At 66.0% G+C, this 21,353-nt stretch carries 13 protein-coding genes and 7 pseudogenes; 10 read left to right on the top strand and 10 right to left on the bottom strand.

Going from position 1 to position 21,353, the window contains the following annotated elements; genetic code table 11:
• Positions 1 to 10 precede the first annotated feature (10 nt).
• Positions 11 to 559, top strand: coding sequence for an invasion associated locus B family protein (locus ACSKB9_RS28120; RefSeq protein ID WP_438077199.1), 549 nt, complete (start codon positions 11 to 13; stop codon positions 557 to 559).
• 117 nt (positions 560 to 676) lie between these two features.
• Here ACSKB9_RS28120 and ACSKB9_RS28115 read toward each other — a convergent pair whose 3' ends face one another.
• From ACSKB9_RS28115 to ACSKB9_RS28105, 3 genes are read right to left on the bottom strand one after another with little or no spacing between them, the layout of a single operon-like run.
• On the bottom strand, positions 677 to 1,276 hold the full coding sequence (locus ACSKB9_RS28115; protein WP_438077197.1) for a redoxin domain-containing protein: 600 nt from the start codon (positions 1,274 to 1,276) through the stop codon (positions 677 to 679).
• 35 nt (positions 1,277 to 1,311) lie between these two features.
• Positions 1,312 to 1,815, bottom strand: a complete 504-nt coding sequence (locus ACSKB9_RS28110) for a DsrE family protein (RefSeq protein WP_438077195.1) — start codon at positions 1,813 to 1,815, stop codon at positions 1,312 to 1,314.
• A 10-nt stretch (positions 1,816 to 1,825) separates the two neighbouring features.
• Complete coding sequence (locus tag ACSKB9_RS28105) at positions 1,826 to 2,218, bottom strand: DoxX family protein (RefSeq protein ID WP_438077193.1); 393 nt, start codon at positions 2,216 to 2,218, stop codon at positions 1,826 to 1,828.
• Between the two features lie 134 nt (positions 2,219 to 2,352).
• Here ACSKB9_RS28105 and ACSKB9_RS28100 point away from each other — a divergent pair, with 134 nt between their 5' ends.
• From ACSKB9_RS28100 to ACSKB9_RS28080, 5 genes and pseudogenes are all read left to right on the top strand, one after another.
• Complete coding sequence (locus ACSKB9_RS28100) at positions 2,353 to 2,808, top strand: winged helix-turn-helix transcriptional regulator (protein WP_438077191.1); 456 nt, start codon at positions 2,353 to 2,355, stop codon at positions 2,806 to 2,808.
• Between the two features lie 273 nt (positions 2,809 to 3,081).
• A complete protein-coding gene (gene tldD / locus ACSKB9_RS28095) occupies positions 3,082 to 4,506 on the top strand; it encodes a metalloprotease TldD (protein ID WP_028334625.1) in 1,425 nt (474 codons plus the stop codon).
• A pseudogene (gene lepB / locus ACSKB9_RS28090) lies at positions 4,506 to 5,275 on the top strand (signal peptidase I). The gene tldD and the pseudogene lepB overlap by 1 nt, the downstream one beginning before the upstream one ends.
• Before the next feature lie 108 nt (positions 5,276 to 5,383).
• Positions 5,384 to 5,731 (top strand): MmcQ/YjbR family DNA-binding protein, encoded by a 348-nt coding sequence (locus ACSKB9_RS28085; protein WP_438077188.1) that lies wholly within the window; start codon positions 5,384 to 5,386, stop codon positions 5,729 to 5,731.
• Positions 5,728 to 6,295: pseudogene (locus ACSKB9_RS28080) on the top strand (nucleotidyltransferase family protein). The gene ACSKB9_RS28085 and the pseudogene ACSKB9_RS28080 overlap by 4 nt, the downstream one beginning before the upstream one ends.
• Positions 6,296 to 6,354: 59 nt before the next feature.
• Here ACSKB9_RS28080 and ACSKB9_RS28075 read toward each other — a convergent pair.
• The 3 genes and pseudogenes from ACSKB9_RS28075 to ACSKB9_RS28065 form a co-directional block, all read right to left on the bottom strand.
• Positions 6,355 to 6,906 (bottom strand): annotated as a pseudogene (locus ACSKB9_RS28075) (PAN domain-containing protein); the annotation flags it as partial.
• A 144-nt stretch (positions 6,907 to 7,050) separates the two neighbouring features.
• A complete protein-coding gene (locus tag ACSKB9_RS28070; protein ID WP_092088053.1) occupies positions 7,051 to 8,421 on the bottom strand; it encodes a glutamate--cysteine ligase in 1,371 nt (456 codons plus the stop codon).
• Between the two features lie 93 nt (positions 8,422 to 8,514).
• Positions 8,515 to 9,038, bottom strand: a pseudogene (locus tag ACSKB9_RS28065) (MarR family winged helix-turn-helix transcriptional regulator).
• A 130-nt stretch (positions 9,039 to 9,168) separates the two neighbouring features.
• On the opposite strand from ACSKB9_RS28065, the pseudogene gstA reads away from it, so the two are divergent.
• A pseudogene (gene gstA, locus ACSKB9_RS28060) lies at positions 9,169 to 9,785 on the top strand (glutathione transferase GstA).
• Between the two features lie 158 nt (positions 9,786 to 9,943).
• On the top strand, positions 9,944 to 10,558 hold the full coding sequence (locus ACSKB9_RS28055; protein WP_438077186.1) for a hypothetical protein: 615 nt from the start codon (positions 9,944 to 9,946) through the stop codon (positions 10,556 to 10,558).
• 76 nt (positions 10,559 to 10,634) lie between these two features.
• On the opposite strand, the pseudogene ACSKB9_RS28050 reads toward ACSKB9_RS28055, so the two are convergent.
• From ACSKB9_RS28050 to ACSKB9_RS28035, 4 genes and pseudogenes are all read right to left on the bottom strand, one after another.
• Positions 10,635 to 12,849 (bottom strand): annotated as a pseudogene (locus ACSKB9_RS28050) (3-hydroxyacyl-CoA dehydrogenase NAD-binding domain-containing protein).
• 19 nt (positions 12,850 to 12,868) lie between these two features.
• The gene (locus ACSKB9_RS28045; RefSeq protein ID WP_438077184.1) at positions 12,869 to 14,077 is read right to left on the bottom strand and encodes an acetyl-CoA C-acetyltransferase; all 1,209 of its coding nucleotides are present in this window, start codon (positions 14,075 to 14,077) and stop codon (positions 12,869 to 12,871) included.
• 137 nt (positions 14,078 to 14,214) lie between these two features.
• Positions 14,215 to 16,002 (bottom strand): acyl-CoA dehydrogenase C-terminal domain-containing protein, encoded by a 1,788-nt coding sequence (locus ACSKB9_RS28040; RefSeq protein WP_438077182.1) that lies wholly within the window; start codon positions 16,000 to 16,002, stop codon positions 14,215 to 14,217.
• Between the two features lie 217 nt (positions 16,003 to 16,219).
• On the bottom strand, positions 16,220 to 16,627 hold the full coding sequence (locus tag ACSKB9_RS28035; RefSeq protein ID WP_438077180.1) for a nuclear transport factor 2 family protein: 408 nt from the start codon (positions 16,625 to 16,627) through the stop codon (positions 16,220 to 16,222).
• 161 nt (positions 16,628 to 16,788) lie between these two features.
• Here ACSKB9_RS28035 and ACSKB9_RS28030 point away from each other — a divergent pair, with 161 nt between their 5' ends.
• The gene (locus tag ACSKB9_RS28030; RefSeq protein WP_438077178.1) at positions 16,789 to 17,376 is read left to right on the top strand and encodes a PadR family transcriptional regulator; all 588 of its coding nucleotides are present in this window, start codon (positions 16,789 to 16,791) and stop codon (positions 17,374 to 17,376) included.
• A 362-nt stretch (positions 17,377 to 17,738) separates the two neighbouring features.
• Positions 17,739 to 21,297: pseudogene (locus ACSKB9_RS28025) on the top strand (hypothetical protein).
• The last annotated feature ends 56 nt before the right edge of the window (positions 21,298 to 21,353 follow it).

Raw genomic sequence — 21,353 nt, 5'->3', positions numbered from 1 at the left:
ATCGACCCGGATGGGCGCTTCGAACATTCGTTTGACGATGGCCGGCCGGCTCGGCGGCCTCGCGATTCTGGCCCTCTACCTCGGCCTTTCTCTTGGCCTTTCTCTTGGCCTGACCCAGCCGGCGAACGCGCAAGGCGCGGTGCGCTCGGTCCATGGCGACTGGCAGATTCGCTGCGACACTCCGCCCGGCGCCCAGGCCGAGCAATGCGCGCTGATCCAGAGCGTGGTAGCGGAAGACCGCTCCAATGCCGGCCTGACCGTGATCGTGCTGAAGACCGCCGACCAGAAGAGTCGCTTGATGCGCGTGGTCGCCCCGCTCGGCGTGCTGCTGCCCTCCGGCCTCGGCCTCAAGCTCGACAATCAGGACGTCGGCCGCGCCGGTTTCGTCAGATGCCTGCCCAATGGCTGCGTCGCCGAGGTCGTGATGGACGACAAGCTGCTCGGCCAGCTCAAGAACGCCAAGACCGCGACCTTCATCATCTTCGAGACCCCGGAAGAAGGTATCGGCTTTCCGCTCAGCCTGAATGGCCTGGCGGAGGGGTATGACAAATTGCCCTAAGGCGCCGAGCGGCACAGGAAAGCGTAGCCCGGATGGAGCGCAGCGCAATCCGGGGCCGCTCTCATCGCGGATGAACCAGTCCTGGATTTCGCTGCGCTTCATCCGGGCTAAGCCATCTCAGCGGACTCCCGCATAGTAGTCGAACAACGCGCTCGCCTCCGTGGACAGCCAGTCCGCCTCACCCGTCATGTAGCCTTCGACCTGTCCGGTGATGCCGATCAAAAATGAGATCGGCATGCCGTACAGCGCGAACGGCGTATCGACCTCGGCGACGTCGACGCGCGACACGAGACCGCCGGGATCGAAGCCGACCGCGAGGTGGCGCAGCTTGAGCTGCTTGACGTAGGGCGCGACCGGCGCGCGGTTGCGATCGGTGCTAACAGCGATAACCACGAGATCGCGACGACCGCTGGCGGCAAGGCGGTCCAGCATCGGCAGCTCGGTCCGGCACGCCGCGCACCAGGTGGCCCAGAAATTCACCAGCACCAGCTTGCCTTTGAACGCGGAGAGATCAAGCTCACCGCCGGTGAGCGCCGGGATCGCAACCGGCGGCACCGGGCGGGCGCCTTCGACCTGCGTGAACTGATGCCGGATGGTGCCGAATTGCGGCGGTCCCGACGCTGCGAGCACAGCTCCGGTGGGCATTGCGAGCGAGGCGCCGGCGCCAATCATGCCGGCAACGACGGCACGGCGCGTCGGTACGTGAGCTGACGTCATGACAAATTCTCCGCTTGGCTTGATCGCTGCATCGCTCAGGACCGGATGTAGGACCAGCCGGCTTCCTGCAATTCGATGATGCGCCCGGGCCCGTTCGGCACCAGGTCGACATGATCGAGCAGGACCAGCGGATGTCCCTCGGCGCGCTCCATGCCGAGCTTGGTGGCTTCGCAGACCACGAAGCGGATGTCGGGCGTGAGCCCCCTCGCCACCCGGAGCAGATCCTTCACCGGCGAGGTATCGGCGCGCAGCATGTGGACGCCAGCATTGTAGGCGACGACCTCGATCTCGAACGGCTCGTTGCGCTCCCGATAATATTTCGGGAGGTTGAGCGCGGTCGAGATCAGCGCCCGCATCGTGGTCGGGTCGTCGCTGTTGATCTGCAGCACAACGTGGTGCACGCGCGGCTCGGGCTTCTTCGGCTCGGGTTTCGAGACCGCCGCGACCGAACCGGTGAGCAGCATTGTCGCGGCGAACGGCACCGCGAAGGCCAGCACCAGCCCGGTCAAGACCGTCAGCTTGCGGAGAGAGACGCGCATCGCGCTCAGCTTACGGCGCGCTCGCGAGCAGGGCGAACTGGCTGCGCTTGGCGTAGACGACGATCGCGCTCAATGTCAGCAGCACGAGGGCGGGCACCGGCGAGCCGCCGATCACGAACAGATGCGTGATGGTGGCGCCGGCCATGATGCAGCTGAGCAGCACCCCGCCGAACGCTGCGACCGGGGGCAGCAGGATCAGGACCGCGCCGAGCAGCTCCAGCGATCCGGTGAAATAGCGGAACCACTGACCGAGCCCGATATGCTCGAATTCCTCGACCAGCATCGGCACGCCGTAAAGCTTGGCGGCACCCGCGGCGGCAAAGGCCAATGCGAGCAGTCCCCTGACGACCCAGAGGCTGACGGATTTCCAGCGCGGCGACGCCGCGGCAACTGCAACTGACATTGATGACTCCCGAGTTGTTCGTAAGGCCGGACCGCGCGGCCACCCGACCGGTCGGCGGCTGGCCCGCGGCTTTCGGTGCACTAAATTCGGGAGTAAGATGAAAAGGACAAGTAGGATGCTTTTTGTGAGGTAGTATGAAAAAACTGACTATTGAGCCTGCCGAGCCTCCGGCGACGTCCGAACCGTGCAACGGCGACCTGTCGGCGCAATTTCATCGCGCGCTGTCGGTGCTGGCCGGGAAATGGAAGGGCGACATCCTCTGGCAACTGGTCGAGCGCAAGCGGCGGTTCGGCGAGCTGCGCCAGTCGATCCCCGGCGTGACCCAGCATATGCTGACCACGCAGCTGCGCGATCTCGAGGCCAACGGCCTCGTCAAGCGCACGGTCTATCCCGAGGTGCCGCCCCGGGTTGAGTACGAGATGACGCCGTCCGCCAAGGCGCTCAAGCCGGTGTTCGATGAACTGTACCGCTGGGCACAGGAGCATGGCTTTCCGACCTCGGCGCAGGGCACCGCACAGCCGAAGCCGCAATCGGGCGATGCAGCCGAGCGCGAAAGCCCGCCGCGGAAGGCGGATCGGCGCTCAAGGTGATGACGACAAGGTGAGGACGCCGACGGGGCACTGTGATCGACAGTACAGCCGCAGGCACTCCCGGTTTGCCACCCCAACCACTATCTTTGGTGATCGCCGTCCGGGCCTGAACCGGGACCGGTACAGGTTTCCGGGTTGTAAGATGAGTTTTCCGCTCGTCTCTGCTTCAATCCCCCGAAATCCTTGGCTTCCGGGTTCCCCACTGGCATTCAGTTGCGCTTCGGGCAAGGATGACGAGGAATCGCCAAGCAATCGCATTGCGTCGGAGTGACCATGACCAATCCCGCCACGACCTCCCTGCTCGACCGCGCCAATCTGGACCGCGATGCCGTCCGCCGCGAGGTGTCCCGCGGCCTTGAAGGCGCCGACGACGGCGAGCTGTTCCTGGAGTTCGGGCAGACCGAGGCGCTGGTGTTCGACAACGGAAGGCTGAAGCAGGCGACCTATGACACCTCTCAGGGCTTTGGCCTGCGCGCGGTCAAGGACGACGCGGTCGGCTATGCGCATTCCTCCGACGTCTCGATCCCGGCGCTGATCCGCGCCGCCGATGCGGTCGCGGCCGTGCGCGGCGGCTATGCCGGCACTTTCGCCGCGGCGCCGGCCCACACCAACATCAAGCTCTATGGCGACGAGAACCCGCTGGATGGCCCGGCGTTCGAGGCAAAAGTAAAACTGCTCGGCGAAATCGACGCCTATGTCAGGGACAAGGACCCGCGGGTGCGGCAGGTCTCGGCCAGCCTCACCGCGACCTGGCAGGTGGTCGAGATCCTGCGGCCCGACGGCGAGAGCTATCGCGACATCCGCCCGCTGGTGCGCGTCAACATCTCCGTGGTCGCCGGCCAGGGCGACCGCCAAGAGAGCGGCAGCAAGGGCTATGGCGGCCGCGAAGGCTATGCGCGTTTCATCGAGACCAAGGCCTGGCGCGACGCCGCCGACGGCGCGCTGCGCGAGGCGCTGGTCAATCTCGAATCGGTGCCGGCGCCTGCCGGCGAGATGGACGTCGTGCTCGGCGCCGGCTGGCCCGGCGTGATGTTGCATGAGGCCGTCGGCCATGGGCTCGAGGGCGATTTCAACCGCAAGCAGACCTCGGCCTTCGCCGGCCTGATGGGCCAGCAGGTCGCGGCCAAGGGCGTCACCGTGGTCGACGACGGCACCATGGCCTCGCGCCGCGGCTCGCTGTCGATCGACGACGAGGGCACACCGACCAACCGCACCGTGCTGATCGAGGACGGCATTCTGGTCGGCTACATGCAGGACCGCCAGAACGCTCGGCTGATGGGCATGAAGCCGACCGGCAACGGTCGGCGGCAGAGCTATGCCCATGTGCCGATGCCGCGCATGACCAACACCTACATGCTGTCGGGCGACCGCGACCCGGCCGAGATCATCGCCTCGGTGAAGAACGGCATGTACGCCGCCAATTTCGGCGGCGGCCAGGTCGACATCACCTCGGGCAAGTACGTGTTCCAGTGCACCGAGGCCTACAAGATCGAGAACGGTAAGCTCGGCGCGCCGCTGAAGGGCGCCATGCTGATCGGCAACGGACCGACCGATCTCCACAGGATCACCATGATCGGCAACGATCTTGCGCTGGATACGGGAATCGGCACTTGCGGCAAGAACGGCCAGGGCGTGCCGGTCGGCGTCGGCCAGCCGACGCTCAGGATGGAACGGATTACGGTCGGAGGAACGGGCTAGTGAGCAGCGGAAACGAAGTCGTGACGGCCAAGCCGACCAGCTGGCGCGGGCAGGCCGTGCAACTCGCCGCGATCGTGGCCGTCGTGTTCCTCGCCAAAGGCGCGATCGCCGAACCGTTCTACGTGCCGTCGGGATCGATGGAGCCGACGCTGCTGATCGGCGACGCGCTGGTCGCCTCGAAATATCCCTATGGCTACGGCGCGGCCTCGCTGCCGATCCAGATCACGCTGCCTGAAACCGGCCGCGTGTTCGGCGAGACGCCGAAGCGCGGCGACGTCGTCGTGTTCCGCTGGCCGGGCGACCGCTCGCAGGCCTGGGTCAAGCGCGTGGTCGGGCTGCCCGGCGACCGCATCCAGATGCGGCAGGGTCAGCTCTTCATCAACGATCATCCGGCGACGCCGAAGCCCGACGGCACCGGCTTCGCCGAAGACGATCGCGGCGGCGGCGAGGAGGCGTATCGCTATATCGAGACGCTGCCGAACGGCGTCAACCACGCGATCTTCAAGATTCGCGACAACGGCCGGCTCGACAACACCCAAGAGGTGACGGTGCCGCCCGGCAAACTGTTCGTGCTCGGCGACAACCGGGACAATTCCGCCGACAGCCGCGTACCGGTGCGCGACGGCGGTGTCGGCCTGTTGCCGATCGACAATCTGATCGGTCGCGCCGACGCCGTGGTCGGCTCCTGGACCTCGGCATCCGCAGCCAGCCGGTCTGGACCTGGCTGTCCGGCTTCCGCCTCGCGCGCTTCTTCACCTCGGTGCAGTAGACGCGTAGCCCGGATGGAGCGCAGCGCAATCCGGGATCTCCCACTCGGCAAGATGTCCCGGATTTCGCTTCGCTCCGTCCGGGCTACATTCCTTGTGGGTTGATAGTCGTGACCTTCGACGACATCAGGCACATCGCGCTGGCGTGGCCGGAGGTCGAGGACGGCTCTTCCTACGGCACGCCGGCGCTGAAGGTCCGCAACAGGATGCTGGTACGGCTCAAGGAGGACGGCGACAGCCTGGTGATGCCGGGCGTCACGCCGGATGAGCGCGACATCTTGGTCGAGCATCAGCCCAAGGTGTTCTACTTCACCGATCACTACCGCGATTATCCGACCGTGCTGATCCGCCTGTCCAAGGCCAAACGCGCCACCGTCGAGCCGTTGCTGCGCCGGAACTGGCGCGCGCTGGCATCGAAGAAGGCGGTCCGGGACTACGACGCGACCGCCTCGTCGTGACGCAGGACGAATTCCTCGCAGCCACGCTGCGCAACCCGGCCAATCAAGCCATCACCGACGAGTTGTACCGCCTCGGCTTGCCCGATGCGCTGGCTGGTCGCCGGCTGCCTGGTGCAGACCGTGTGGAACGTGCTGACCAGCCGGCCGCTCGATCATGGCATCAGCGACCACGACATCTTCTATTTCGATCCGGATACCTCATGGGAGGCCGAGGACGCGGTGATCCGCGAGCTGAAGGCACGGCTCGCGCATCTCGGTGTCGCGATCGAGGTGCGCAACCAGGCCCGCGTCCATCTCTGGTACCCCGACAAGCACGGCCTGCCCTACCCGGCGCTGTCGCGTTCGACCGACGGCATCGATCGCTTCCTCACCGAAAACACGCAGATCGGCATCCGACGCACTCCGCGCGGCTACGACGTCTATGCGCCGAACGGTTTCGACGATGTCGCCGGCATGATCGTGCGGCCGAACCGGACCGCGAACTTTTCGGCGGCGAACTATGCGACGAAGGCGGCGCGCTGGAAAGCGCTCTGGCCGGAGATCACGGTGCTGGCGGCGGAGTAGCCTGTCGTCCCTGCGAAAGCATGCGAAAGCAGGGACGACGGACGCGTGTGCGGCCCCGAACGCACCACGCCCGACGTGAACCCCGCCTTGCGGCGCGGCGGCTTGATCTCTTTCTTCAGGAAGCAATGCGCGTCGCGGCCGGCATAGCCGGGCCGGGCGTAAGTCCATGCGCGGCACTTGTTGTCGGCGGTGCAGGCGGCCTGACAGGCCTCGTCGCCGTCGCTGCTCTTCAGCTCGAAATTCTTGTAGTCTCCGCCGAGGCGGTCGATCGAGGTTTCGACAGCGCCGTTGCGCGGTTCGACCACGCCCGCGCCGCGCACCCCGGAGACGCAGCAGACGTTCTGCACCCGTGGCGGCACGGTGCTCTTCAGCCAGCACACCGCGCCGTTGTTGGCGTCGGTCGGATAGTTGAAGCTCCAGGCGCGGCAGCGGCGGTCGCGCTCGCAAGTCAGCGCGCAATCGGCCGGATCGCCCGTCGCCACCGGCGCGTTGAGATAGTCGCCGCCGGGGCGGTCGAAATTGGTCTGCGCCAATGCCGGGCGCGCGACGACCGCGGCCGCAAGGACCGCAAACATCACCACACACGCCCTAAAGAGGCGGCCTATCCCCATGAGATTGCTTTCAAATTCGCGCAGCCCCGCGCGTTTCGCGGGGCGCTCATTTGAACGCCATGAACCTGTACGGCTGATGAACGGCGGCTGCGACACCACCGCCGTCCGCGCGCGCCTCACGCCCGGATTGGGGCCGAGCGGGGATCAGAAGGCGTATTCCTGGTAGGCCGGTTCCACCGAGCCCTTCCAGGGACCGTTGAACTTCTCCAGCATCTCCTCCGCCGGCGAACGGCCGGCCTCGATGATACGCTCGAGCGGTTCGAGGAAGCGGCTCTCGTCGCGTCCGAGATGATCGATCCGGCCGCGCCGCCGCAATCCGGCATGCGACAGGATCAGGCACTCCTTGGCGATCTCGAACAGATAGCGGTCCTTGATCCGCGACTTGAAGCCGAAACGCGGCACGTCGTCACGCAGGGCCTGCCGCTCCGGCGCGGTCCAGTGGCGGACGATGTCCCAGGCGGCATCGAGGCTGTCATTGTCGTAGAGCAGCCCGACCCAGAACGCCGGCAGCGCCGGCAGCCGGCCCCACGGTACGCCGTCGGCGCCGCGCATTTCGAGGTAACGCTTCAACCGCACCTCGGGGAAGATCGTCGAGAGATGATTGGCCCAGTCCGACAAGGTCGGGCGCTCGCCCGGGAAGGCGGCATTCTTGCCGGCGAAGAAATCCCGGAACGAGGAGCCGGAGACGTCGATATATTCCTCGCCGCGCTTGACGAAATACATCGGAACGTCGAGCGCGTAATCGACATAGCGCTCGAAGCCCATGCCGTCCTCGAACGCGAACGGCACCATGCCGCTGCGCGCATTGTCGGTGTCACGCCAGATCTCGGAACGGAACGACAGGAAGCCGTTGGGCTTGCCTTCGGTGAACGGCGAATTGGCGAACAAGGCGGTCGCGATCGGCTGCAGCGCCAGCGACACCCGCAGCTTCTTCACCATGTCGGCTTCGGAGGAGAAGTCGAGATTGGTCTGTACCGTGCAGGTCCGGAACATCATGTCGAGGCCGTATTTGCCGACCTTCGGCATGTAGTTTCGCATGATCTTGTAACGCCCCTTGGGCATCACGGGGATCTGCGCGCGCGACCAGGACGGCGTCATGCCGAGGCCGAGGAAGCCGATGCCGAGCGGGGTTGCGATCTCCCGCACCTGTGCCAGATGCGCCATCAATTCCGACTGGGTCTGATGCACGGTTTCGACCGGCGCGCCCGACAGTTCGAACTGCCCGCCCGGCTCGAGCGAAATCGCGCCGCCGCCGGTGACGTCATAGAGGCCGATGATGTTGCCACGCTCCATGATCGGCTCCCAGCCGAGCAAGAGCTTCATGCCCTCGAGCAGCGCGCCGATGCCCTTGGCGCCTTCATAGGGCACGGGCTGATGGCCCTCGAGCGTGAACGGAGTCTTCTCGTGCTCGGTGCCGATCCGGAATTCGGACTCAGGCTTCACGCCGGCTTCAAGCCACGCCACGAGTTCGTCGCGCGACTGCAGCGGCGTCATGTCGATCTGGTCACGCGCCATAGATAATCCAACTCAAGGGCGCTTCGATCGAAGGCGCGCGGTGGCAGGGACATCCGCGAGCCACAACGGCTGCGGATGATGGAATTAGCAATATCATCGGGCAGGCACGCCGTCTCGCGCAGGCGCAGCCTTGCTGTCAGCCTTGGTCTCGTTCTTGACGTCGCCTTTGGCGTCGCCGCAGGCGCAGCCGAGCCGGTCGAGCAGGCCGCACAGCCTGGTCGCGTCGGCGTCGGACAATTTGGAGCCGACATGCTTGTCGATCGCGGCGGAATAGGCGTTCCACATCCGCTTCTGCAGCTCGCGTCCAGCCTCGGTGATCTCGACGAACTGGCCGCGCTTGTCGATCTTGCATTCGCGGCGGCGGCGAGCCCCTCGTCGACCAGCTTGTCGATCAGCCGCGAGGTCGAATATTGCGGGATCAGCATCTGCCGCTCGAGCTCGACCGGGCGCAGCTCGCCCGACGGCGCGCGGGACAGCTCGATCAAGGCGTCATACCAGGCGAGCGGCGGAAAACCGGCCTTCTTCAAATCCTGCTCGACGCAGTCCAGCACCCGGCTCGGCACCCGCATCAGGCGGATCCAAGCGGCCGTCGCCTCGCTCGATAGCTTGCGTTTCATGGTCTAGCTCATAGGGTCCCGGCACCGACTGTACCGCACTGAATGCATCTGCATCAATCTTGACTATTTCATGCAGGCGCATGTAGGCAATCCCTCTCCGGACGCCAAGAACAAGGGAAGGAATACCCCTATGAAGCTTTATTACACCCCCGGTGCCTGCTCCCTCTCCCCCATATCGCCCTGCTCGAGGCCGGGCTGCCCTACGACCTGGTCAAGGTCGATCTCCGCGCCAAGAAGCTCGAAAACGGCGACGATTTCCTCCAGGTGAACCCCAAGGGCCAGGTGCCGGCGCTGGCGCTGGATACTGGCGAGATGGTCACCGAGGGGCCGATCATCATCCAGATGATCGCCGACAAGGCCGCCGACAAGAAGCTGGCGCCGGCGCGGGACTCCAACGAGCGCTACAAGCTGCTCGAATGGCTGAACTACACCACGACCGAGCTGCACAAGAATCTCGGCCCGATGTTCTCGCCCGTGCTCGCCGACGACGCCAAGGCCTTCTTCAAGGACCGCGCCATGGGCAAGTTCAAATATGTCGAGAGCCAGCTCGCCGGACGCGACTATTTGATGGGCAACCAGTTCACGGTCGCCGACGGCTACCTCTTCACCATGATCATGTGGGCGCAGGATCGGCTCGGCTTCGACTTCTCCGGCCTGCCGAACGTGACCGCCTACAAGGCCCGCGTCGCGGCGCGCCCGAAGGTGCAGGAGGCGCTGAAGAAGGAAGGCCTGCTCAAGGCGGCCTGAGCTCGCTCACAGCGACCGCGATAGAGCCGGGTCGGCCGATCCGGCTCTTTTTTGTTGTGGGTTCGCCGATCCTCTCTCTCGACACCGGAGGCGGAACGTCTCAATTTAACCTGCATTAAAGCGATTAATACTAAGTCGGTGTAGTTCCGGCTGAGGGCGTGGCCGTCCTTGTTCGCGCGATCCAACTGACCGACTATGACCTGCGGCGCGCCCTCCGCTCCAACTGGTCTAAAAATGTGACGATCGCCTTTACCCTTTTATTGACCAGCACCATGGTTGGGCTGGCAACCAGTTTGTACTTTCGGGTTTGGACATTGATGCTGGAGTCGCCGCTGGTCGCGGTGCTCGCGGCGATCGTGCTCCAATCCGACGGTTTCTCCTTTGCCACCGGCGCTCCGATCGTCGTCGCCTGTCTCGCGTTCAACCAGTTCGCCTATCTCGCCGGCGCCTTGCTCTCTCCGGAGACTGACGGCTCAATGGCGGAAGAAATTGACGGCCTGCAGACCGTCGCGGCGAGCACAATATCCGCGGCCAGAACGAGTAGCGCGAGGCCGGCCCATGACGGGCCTTTGCCCCGCAGACGCAGCGGCTTCCGCCACCGCGATGACCGCAAGGAAAACAAGGAATCCTTCGCCGCGATCTCCGCGGCACCTTCCTTGAACGCAGAACTCATCGCACGACACCCTCACGCTGATCGTCGCCCCGGCGATCGACGAGCAAGAGTGATGCCAGCAGCGTGGTGCCAGTGGGGAACGAGCGTGGCGGGACTTTGACGCGCATGACCGTCGCGCAACAGGATCAAGTCGGATCGATGACCGGCTTGATCCTGCGCGAGTTCGCCCCGGAAGTTTACGCCGCCTGCTTCTTCGGCGGGAAGCGGCCGTAGAAGGTTTCGCCCTTGGCGGCCATCTCCTCGAGCAGCTTCGGCGGCGTGAAGCGCGAGCCGTACTTCTTCTCGAAGCTGTGGCAGAGCGCGACGAAGTTCCTGGTGCCCATGAAGTCGATGTAGGACAGCGCGCCGCCGGTGAACGGCGCGAAGCCGAAGCCGAGGATCGAGCCGACATCGGCCTCCCGCACGTCGGTGATGACGTGATCCTCGACGGTGCGCGCGGCCTCCACCGCCTGCACCACCAGGAAGCGCTGCTTCAACTCCTCGACGCTGAGCGTGTCGGGATCGATCTGCTTGGGCTGCAGATTGGCGAGCCCCGGCCACAGGCTCTTCTGGCCCTTGCCCTTCTCGGGATAGTCGTAGAAGCCCTTGCCGTTCTTGCGGCCGAAGCGGCCCTGCTTCTCGACCATCTCGACCATCAGCTTCTTCTGCGCCTGGTCGATCGCGTTGGGGCCGAGATCGGCCTCGGTCGCCTTGGTGATCTTCAGGCCGAGATCGAGCGCGACCTCGTCCTGCAGCGACAGCGGCCCGACCGGCATGCCGGCCATCTTGGCGGTGTTCTCGATCATCGCCGGCGGCACGCCCTCGAGCAGCATCTCGTTGCCCTCGGAGATGTAACGCATCACGCAGCGGTTGGCGAAGAAGCCACGGGAGTCGTTCACCACGATGGGCGTCTTGCCGATCGCGCGGACATAGTCGAGTGCGGTCGCCAGCGCGACGTCGCCGGTGTTCTTGCCGAGGATGATCTCGACCAGCATCATCTTCTCGACCGGCGAGAAGAAGTCGATGCCGATGAACTTGCCCTGGTCCTTGAACTCCTCGGCCAGCGAATTGATCGGCAGGGTCGAGGTGTTGGAGGCGAAGATCGCGCCCGGCTTCAGCAGCGGCTGGGCCTTGGCATAGGTATCCGCCTTGACCTTGCGATCCTCGAACACCGCCTCGATGACGAGGTCGCAGTCCGAGATCACGTTGTAGTCTGATGTGGCCGAGATCCGCGCCAGGATGGCATCGGCCGCGTCCTGCTTCATGCGCCCCTTGGCGATCAGGCCGTCGACCACTGTCTTGGCGTGGCCCTTGCCCTTGTCGGCGCTCTCCTGGTCGCGATCGACCAGCACGACGTCGATGCCGGCCTGCGCCGAGACATAGCCGACACTGGCGCCCATGAAGCCGGCGCCGATCACGGCGAGCTTCTTGACCTTGGTCGGCGGCACGCCCGCCGGGCGGCGGGCGCCCTTGTTCAGTTCCTGCATCGACAGGAACAGCGAACGGATCATCGCCGCCGCTTCCTTCGAGCGCAGCACCTTGGTGAAGTAGCGCGAACTCGACCCGCAGCGCGGCGTCGATCGGCAGCTGCAGGCCCTCATAGACGCAGCTCATGATGGCGCGCGCGGCCGGATAATTGTCGTAGGTCTCGCGGCGATAGATCGCATTGCCGGCCGGGAACATCTGCATGCCCATCTTGGAGAAGACGGGGCCGCCGGGCAGCTTGAAGCCCTTCTCGTCCCACGGCGCGACCGCCTTGCCGCCGCCCTTGATCCAGTCCTTCGCGGCCTTGATCAGGTCGGCTGCCGGCACCACCGCGTGAACCAGGTTGAGTGCCTTGGCGCGGCTCAGACTGACCGCCTCACCCTTGAGCAGCAATTGCATCGCGTCCGCCGGCTGCACAAGACGCGGCACGCGCTGGGTGCCGCCGGCGCCGGGGAACAGGCCGACCTTGATCTCGGGCAGCCCGAGCCGGGTCTTCGGGTTCTCGGCCGCGACGCGGTAGTGGCAGGCCAGCGTGATCTCGAAGCCACCGCCGAGCGCAAGCCCGTTGATCGCGGCGACCCACGGCTTGCCCGAGGTCTCGATCGCGCGGAACGACTGCGACATCTGGCGGCTCTGCTCGAACAGCATCTGGTTCGCGGCTTCCTCGCCCTTCTCCTTGAAGAGCTGCGCGTAAGAGCGGTTCATGCCCTCGAGCATCGAGAGGTCGGCGCCGGCGCAGAACGCCTCCTTCGCCGAGGTGATCACTACGCCCTTGATCGCGGGATCGCCGGTCGTCTGCTTGATGATCTCGCCGATCTCCTGGGTCGAGATCTCGTCGAACACGTTCATCGAGCGATCAGGGATGTCCCAGGTGACGAGCGCAATGCCGTCGGCGTCGACGTCGAACTTGAAATTCTTGTAAGCCATGTTGCTCGCTCCCCTCGCCTCAGACGCGCTCGATGATGGTGGCGGTGCCCATGCCGCCGCCGATGCACAGCGTCACCAGCGCCGTCTCCTTGTTGGTGCGCTCGAGCTCGTCGAGCACGGTGCCGAGGATCATCGCGCCGGTCGCCCCTAACGGATGGCCGAGCGCGATCGCGCCGCCATTGACGTTGATCTTGGCATTGTCGATGTCGAACGCCTGGATGTAGCGCAGCACCACCGAGGCGAAGGCCTCGTTGAGCTCGAACAGGTCGATGTCCGACTTCTTCATGCCGGAGCGCTCGAACAGCTTTTCGGTGACGTCGACCGGGCCGGTCAGCATCATCGCGGGCTCCGAGCCGATATTGGCGAATGCGCGGATTTTCGCCCGCGGCTTCAGGCCATACTTGGCGCCCGCCTCCTTGCTGCCGAGCAGCACGGCGCCGGCGCCGTCGACGATGCCGGAGGAATTGCCGGCGTGATGCACGTAATTGACCTTCTCGACCTCGGGATGCGACTGGATCGCCACCGCGTCGAAGCCGGCCATCGCAGCCATCGCCGCGAATGACGGCTGCAGCTGCGCCAGCGACTGCATCGTCGTGGTCGGGCGCATATGCTCGTCCTTGGCAAGGATGGTCAGGCCGTTGACATCCTTGACCGGCACCACCGACTTACCGAAGCGGCCCTCGTCCCAGGCCTTGGCCGCGCGCTGCTGGCTCTGCACCGCGTAGGCGTCGACGTCATCGCGCGAAAAACCGTATTTGGTCGCGATCAGATCGGCCGAGATGCCCTGCGGCATGAAATAGGCCGGCACCGCCATCGAGGGATCCATCGGCCAGGCGCCGCCGGAGGCACCGATGCCGACGCGGCTCATCGATTCCGCGCCGCCGCCGATCACGAGCTCATGCTGGCCGCTCATGATCTGGGCTGCGGCGAAGTTCACGGCATCGAGGCCGGAGGCGCAGAAGCGGCTGATCTGCACGCCCGGCACCTTCTCGCCGAGGCCGGCGTTCAGCGCGGCGAAGCGGGCGATGTCGGAGCCGGCCTCGCCGACCGGGTCGACCACGCCGAGCACGACGTCGTCGACGGAATCCTCGGGAAGATTGTTGCGTTCCTTGAGCGACTTCAGCGGCACCGTGGCGAGCGCCAGCGCGGTGACCTCGTGCAGCGCGCCATCGGCCTTGCCGCGGCCGCGCGGGGTACGAACGTGATCGTAGATGTATGCCTCAGGCATGACGCCCTCCTTGATATGAGGATTATAATATATACGGAAGGACACGCCGCCGCAGCAGTGCGGCGGCAATTTTCAAGGCTTTCTTGTTTGACGCGTTTTCTTCACGCGAACCGGTCTCCACTTCGCTGGAAAACGCTTCAGAACGCTTCCGCGGCCAATTCCATCGTGGTGGCGCTGCCGCTCTGGATCCGGGCCAGATGCACGGCGGTCTCCGGCAGCAGCTTCTCCATGAAGAAGCGACCGGTCACGAGCTTGGTGTTGAGGTACGGCGTGGTGCCGGCGGCGGCCTTGTCCTGCGCCACCTTGGCCATCCTCGCCCACATGTAGCCGAGCGCGACCAGGCCGAACAATTTCATGTAGTCGGTCGCGGCGGCGCCGGCATTGTCGGGCTTGGCCAGCGCGTTCTGCATCAGCCAGCCGGTGGCCTGCTGCAGATGGCCGAGCGCGGTGGAGAGCGGGGTGATGAACGGCTTCATCGCCTCGTCGGCACCATGCTCCTTGGCGAAAGCGCCGACCTCGCCGAAGAACGCCATCGCGGCACGGCCGCCGTCGCGCGGCAGCTTGCGGCCGACCAGGTCGAGCGCCTGGATGCCGTTGGCGCCTTCATAGATCATCGCGATGCGCGCATCGCGCACGAACTGCTCCATGCCGTGCTCGGCGATGTAGCCGTGGCCGCCGAACATCTGCTGCGCCGAGACCGTGTTGGCGAACCCGGTGTCGGTCAGGACGCCCTTCAGCACCGGCGTCATCAGGCCCATGTGATCGTCGGCAGCCTGGCGATCTCCAGCGTCGTTGGAGCGGTGCGCGACGTCGCTCTTCAGCGCGGTCCACACCACCATGGCGCGCGCCGCCTCGTTGAAGGCGCGGATGGTGAGCAGCGTGCGGCGCACGTCGGGATGCACGATGATCGGATCGGCCGGCTTCTCGGGTTCCTTCACGCCGGTCAGCGAGCGGCCCTGCAGGCGCTCGCGGGCATAGGCGACCGCGTTCTGATAGGCGACCTCGGACTGCGCGAGGCCCTGCACGGCGACGCCGAGGCGAGCCTCGTTCATCATCACGAACATGCCCTGCATGCCCTTGTTCTCTTCGCCGATCAGCCAGCCGGTGGCGTTGTCGTAGTTCATCACACAGGTGGAATTGCCGTGGATGCCCATCTTGTGCTCGATCGAGCCGCAGCTGACGCCGTTGCGCTGCCCGAGCGAGCCGTCGGCATTGACCAGCACCTTCGGCACCACGAACAGCGAGACGCCCTTGATGCCGGCCGGCGCGCCTTCGATGCGCGCCAGCACCAGATGGATGATGTTCTCGGTGAGGTCGTGCTCGCCGGCGGAGATGAAGATCTTGGTGCCCGTGATCTTGAAGCTGCCGTCGGCCTGGCGCACCGCCTTGGTGCGGAGCAGGCCGAGATCGGTGCCGCACTGCGGCTCGGTCAGGTTCATGGTGCCGGTCCACTGGCCGGCGACCATCTTCGGCACATAGGTCTGCTTCTGCTCGGGGGTGCCGTGCACCAGCAGCGCCGCGGTCGCGCCCATGGTCAGCCCGCCATACATCGAGAACGCCATGTTGGCGGAGATCTGAAATTCGTTGACCGCCTGCGAGAGCGTCACCGGCAGGCCCTGGCCGCCGAATTCCGTCGGCGCCGAGAGGCCGAGCCAGCCGCCTTCGGCGACCTGCTTGAAGGCATCCTTGAAGCCCTTCGGCGTGGTGACGCTGCCGTCGTCTTTGCGCTTGCAGCCTTCGAGATCGCCTGTGCGATTGAGCGGCTGCAGCACCTCTTCGCTGAGCTTGGCGGCCTCGCCGAGGATCGCCTCGCGCACATCGGCCGAGGCATCGGTGAAGCCGGGAAGATTGCCGTAACGGTCGATCTGGAAAACGTCGTTGAGCAGGAAGCTGACGTCTTCGACGGGGGCTTTGTAGGTTGGCATGCTGGTCTCCCGGCTGGCACGTAACCGCATATGCGACGAACGCTGCGCAGCGTGTCCTTGGGTTGTTGGAGCGGACCTTATCCGGTTCCGGAGGTCCGCGGCAGATGCTATCGCGACTAAAGCGCGATGAGATTGGGTTGAAACGTCATCGCGCTTTAGCTCTTTGTTTGAGCGTGATCTTTTCGGAAAACCGCTTCGCACTTTTCCGGATCATGCTTTACGATTGCGACGTTGCGCCGCTTTGCTTCATCAACTCCTCGCCCATCATCCGATGCAGCAGGTTGATCGCCTTGAGTGGACGCACCATCACCTTGAAATGCGTGATCCGGCCGTCACCATCGAATGTGATGATGTCGACGCCATTGAGCTTGATGCCGTCGATCTCGTTCTCGAATTCGAGCACCGCGCCGGTGTCGTTCTGCCACTCGCCGAGATACCTAAAGGTCGGGCCGCCGAGCACCTTGGCGGCGCTGGTGAGATATTTGAAGGTGATGTCGCGGCCGCGCTGCGGCGTGTGCACGACCGGGCTTTCGAACACCGCGTCGGGATGCAGCAGGTCCCACAGAGCGGCGGTGTCGTGGGACTTCATGTAGGCGTACCACTTGTCGAGGCCCGGCTTGCTCATTCGGACGTCTCCTGCGGCGGGTTAAAGAAGCCTGAACATCGGCCGCGCGCGACAGGGCGGCACGCCGATCACCATATGCATATTGACGCATATGCACACTAACGCATAAAGTCAAGCGAACTTCAGAATGGCCTTTTGGGGAACTGAGATGGAGGTGGGCGTTGGCACTCGGTGACGCAATCCTCGCATGCCTCACGGAACGTCCGATGACGGGCTATGAGCTCGCCAAGACGTTCGATGCATCGATCGGCTTCTTCTGGAAGGCCGACCACCAGCAGATCTACCGGGAGCTCTCGCGGCTGCGCGACAAGGGCCATGTCCACGGCCGCGAGGTGGTGCAGTCCGGCAAGCCCAACAAGCTGGTCTATACCCTGACCGCCGAAGGCCGCGCGGCGCTGAAGCACTGGGCGGCGCGGCCGAGCGTTCCGCCCTCGATCAAGGACGACCTTCTGGTCCGGCTCTATGCGCTCGACTGCGTCGACATCGAACCGCTGCGCAACGACCTGATGGCGCGGCTGGAGCATCACCGCGATCGCTATGAGCGCTACGAGCGCCTGCTCAACAAGCGCTTTCCCGGCGGCACCGCGCCACCGGCCGACGTCGGCAAGATGCTCAGCCTGCGCCTCGGCATGCGTCATGAGCGCATGGTGGTGGAATGGTGCGGGGAGGCGCTCGACGCGCTCTCGGCGATGTCCGGCCGCAGCAACGTGCGGCCGCTCGACGACGGCAAGCGCGAAAGCAACGGCTAGGCAGCCACCTCCCCTTGAAAGGGGGAGGTCGCTTTGCTCGGCAGAGCAAAGCGGGTGGGGATCCGCTCGCTCCACATACAGCGTCGTCCGCAGCAAACCCCCATCCCGACCCCCACCCTTTCAGGGGAAGGAGAAGTTTGGCGGCGACACAAGTCGCTGTCCTGATCCGGCGCAACAGGTTCCCGGATTCCCTGAACTTTAGCGCCCGTCGGCCGCATTCCTTAACCCGTTATTTACCGTGACGGGAAAAAGTCAGCAGCTGAGGCAGACGCCCGGCGCAGAATTCGATTGTCTCTTAACGGGAATGCGCGGGGAGGCTGCGGGCGCAGGGTGTAGCGCCGGAGTCGGGACCGGACGGAATCATGAATTCGCGCGTATCGTGGAGTGTTGACGGCATCGATCCCTCCGTCCGCGACAGGGCCGAGGCGGCTGCGCGCCGCGCCGGGATGTCGCTGAACGACTGGCTCAACTCCACCGTCGGTGAACCGAGCCCGCCGGATTGGCGCATGGAGCAACGGCAGCCGATGCCGAGCCGGGAAAGCCGCGAGGTCGCCGATATCCACCAGCGGCTCGACGCCATCACCCGCCAGATCGAACAGATTGCAAAGCCTCTGACGCGCGCCGAAGCGGTGCGCGCCGAAGTGCCGCGCGGCCAGCCCGCCGTCGCGCGGCAGCTGAACGACGCGATTTCGCGCCTCGATGCCCGGCTGTCGCAGATTTCGCGGCCACAGCCGGCGCGCGAGCCGCAGCCACAGCCGATGCGCGAATCGCAGATGCAGCGCGAGCCGCAGATGCATGACCGGCAACTGGAGGAGAGGCTGCGCCAGGCGGAGGCGGTCGAGCGCGCCGCAGCCCAGGTCTATCGTCCCTCGCCGCCACTGAGCCCGGCCTCGTTCGATTTCGCGATCGCGGAGATCGCCGCGCGCCAGAACGAGCTCGACGTATCAGCGCAACGCCAGATGCCGCCGCGCGGCGCGGCGCCGATGCCGCAATCGGCGCCGCCGATGGCCGCCTATGCGCCACCGCCGCCGGCCGGGCCCGACTTCTCCTCGCTCGAGCGTCAGCTGCTCAAGATCACGAGCCAGATCGAGGCGCTGCAGCGGCCCGACCATATTGAGCAGTCGATCGCGGCCTTCCGCGGCGAGCTTGCGGAAATCCGCCAGGCGATCACCGAGGCGATGCCGCGCCGGGCGATCGAGTCGATCGAGAACGAGATCCGCTCGCTGCATCACCGGATCGACGAGCTCCGCCAGGAGGGCCGCAACGGCCAGGGCCAAGCGATCGCCGGCATCGAACGCGCGCTGTCGGAGATCCGCGAGTCGCTGCGCACGCTCACGCCCGCCGAGCAGCTCACCGGCTACGACGAGGCAATCCGCAATCTCGGCGCCAAGCTCGACATGATCCTGCGCGCCAACGACGATCCGTCGACGGTGCATCAGCTCGAGAGCGCGATCGCCGCGCTGCGCGCCATCGTCTCCAACGTCGCCTCCAACGACGCGCTGCTGCAGCTCTCCGGGGACGTGCATGCGCTGGCCGCGAAGGTCGACCAGCTGTCGCAGATGTCGCGCGCCGAGAGCCATGGCGATGCCTTCGCCGGGATCGAGCAACGCATTGCCGCATTGGCCTCGACGCTGGAGACCCGCGAGCGGCCGGCCGGCTACGACAACACCGATGCCATCGAAGGCGCCCTGCGCTCGCTGTCGGAGCGGATCGACCGTCTGCAGGTCGGCAACGACAGTTCGTCGGCATTCACCCATCTCGAGCAGCGCGTCTCGTATCTGCTCGAGCGCCTGGAGTCCGCCGACCAGCGCTCCGGCAATCTCGGCCGGGTCGAGGAAGCGCTGCATGACATCATGCGGCACCTCGAGGCGCAGCACGCCCACATCGCCTCGCTCGCCGACGCCGCCCGCAACGTCAACACCTCCTCGCCGCAGCCGATGATGGACAGCGGCATCGTCGACATGGTGAAGCGCGAGCTGTCCGACATCCGCTTCAGCCAGTCGGAGACCGACCGCCGCACCCAGGATTCGCTGGAGACCGTTCACAACACGCTCGGCCATGTCGTCGATCGTCTCGCGATGATCGAGAACGATCTGCGTACGGTGCGCACCGCGCCGCCTGCTCCCGCGCCGGCCGAACCGCGGATGGAAGCTCCGCGGATGGAAATGCCGCGCGCGGCGATGTCGCAGCCGGTCGCGCAGCCCAAAGCTGAAGCGTACAAGCCTGAATCGTACAGGCCCGAATTGCCCAATCCTGCGCTGGCGCAGGAGCACTTCATGTCCGCGCCGCGCGAATTCCATGCCGCGCAGCCGGTCGAGAGCGCGCCGCCGCCGCCACTGCCGCCGCGCGCGATCAGCGAGATCCTCGAGCCGCATGCGGCGTCCGCACGCGCCGCGATCGCGCCGGACCTGCCACCGGATCATCCGCTCGAACCGGGCACACGCCCCTCCGGCCGCGTCGCTTCGCCGTCGGAGCGGATCGCGGATTCCGAGCGCGCGATCTCTGATCTTCCCGCCGGCAAGAAGGAGCCGGTCTCGACATCGAGCTTCATCGCCGCCGCGCGCCGCGCCGCGCAGGCCGCTGCCGCGCAACCCGTCAACGAGAAGGCGGCGCGCGCCGCGAGCAAGGCTGCAGCCAAGGCCAAGGAGAAGGCCGACAAGGCCGCGAAGGCGGCTGCCGCCAAGGCCGGCACGGCCGCGGCCGGCGCGACGGCGACTGGCGCGCCGGAGGCGCAGCCTTCGACCATCACCTCCAAGATCCGTTCGCTGCTGGTCGGCGCGAGCGTGGTCGTGATCCTGCTCTCGACCGCCAAGATGGCGATGAATCTGCTCGACACCAGCTCCACGCCGCAGGTGCCGGCGATCGAGCACAGCGAGCCGGCCACGCCGCCCATGCAGCCGCCTGCCGAGAATTCCGTCGCGCCCGCCCCGGCTGCGCCGTCCGGCGTGCCCGGACCGTCAGTGCCCGGGCCGTCGATGACCTCGCCGACCCCGCTCGGCCGCCAGTCCAACAATACTCCGGCGCCGAACACGCTCGACAGCGCGCAGGTGACGATCCCGCCGGCAATCGCACCCGCACCCGCCGCCGCGCCTGAGCCGACCGCCGCGCCAACAGCCGCCGCCAACGACGTCACCGGCACGATTCCGACCGCACCGCCGCTCGGCGGCAAGCTCGCCATGGTCCAAATCCCGGCGGGCGAGAAACTGCCCGACGCAATCGGTGGTCCGGCGCTGCGCAGCGCCGCGATCAAGGGCGATGCGGCCGCGGCCTATGAAGTCGGCGTCCGCTTTGCCGAGGGCAAGGGCGTGACCGCCAATGTCGACGAAGCCGCCAAATGGTATGGCCGCGCGGCGCAGGCCGGCGTGGTGCCCGCGATGTTCCGGCTCGGCACCTTCTACGAGAAGGGCCTCAGCGTGAAGCGCGACTTCGATGTGGCGCGACGCTACTACGTGCAGGCCGCCGAGCGCGGCAACGCCAAGGCGATGCACAATCTCGCCGTGCTCGACGCCGATGGCGGCGGCAAGGGCGCCGACTACAAGAGCGCCGCGCAATGGTTCCGCAAGGCGGCCGATCGCGGCGTTGCCGACAGCCAGGTCAATCTCGGCATCCTCTATGCCCGCGGCATCGGTGTCGAACAGAACCTCGCCGAGTTCCTTCAAGTGGTTCAGCCTCGCGGCCGCGCAGGGCGACGCCGACGCCGGCCACAAGCGCGACGATATTGCCAAGCGGCTCGACCCGCAGTCGCTGGCCGCAGCGAAGCTGGCGATCCAGACCTTCACCGCCGAGCCGCAGCCGAGCGATGCGGTCAACGTGCCGGCGCCTGCCGGCGGCTGGGACGGCGCGGCCGCGCAGCCCGCCGCGGCGAAGCCGGTCAAGCAACCCTCGAAGCGGACCGCGGCGCTCGCCGCTCCAGCTCACTAGGTTCGAGACGGCTGCGGCGCCCTGACGGCGCCGCTGTCCTATACCTCCGGCCTTCG

It is taken from the genome of Bradyrhizobium sp. BR 1433, assembly GCF_051547665.1.
Lineage (GTDB): Bacteria > Pseudomonadota > Alphaproteobacteria > Rhizobiales > Xanthobacteraceae > Bradyrhizobium > Bradyrhizobium australafricanum.
This window is presented reverse-complemented; position numbering and strand designations above follow the sequence as displayed.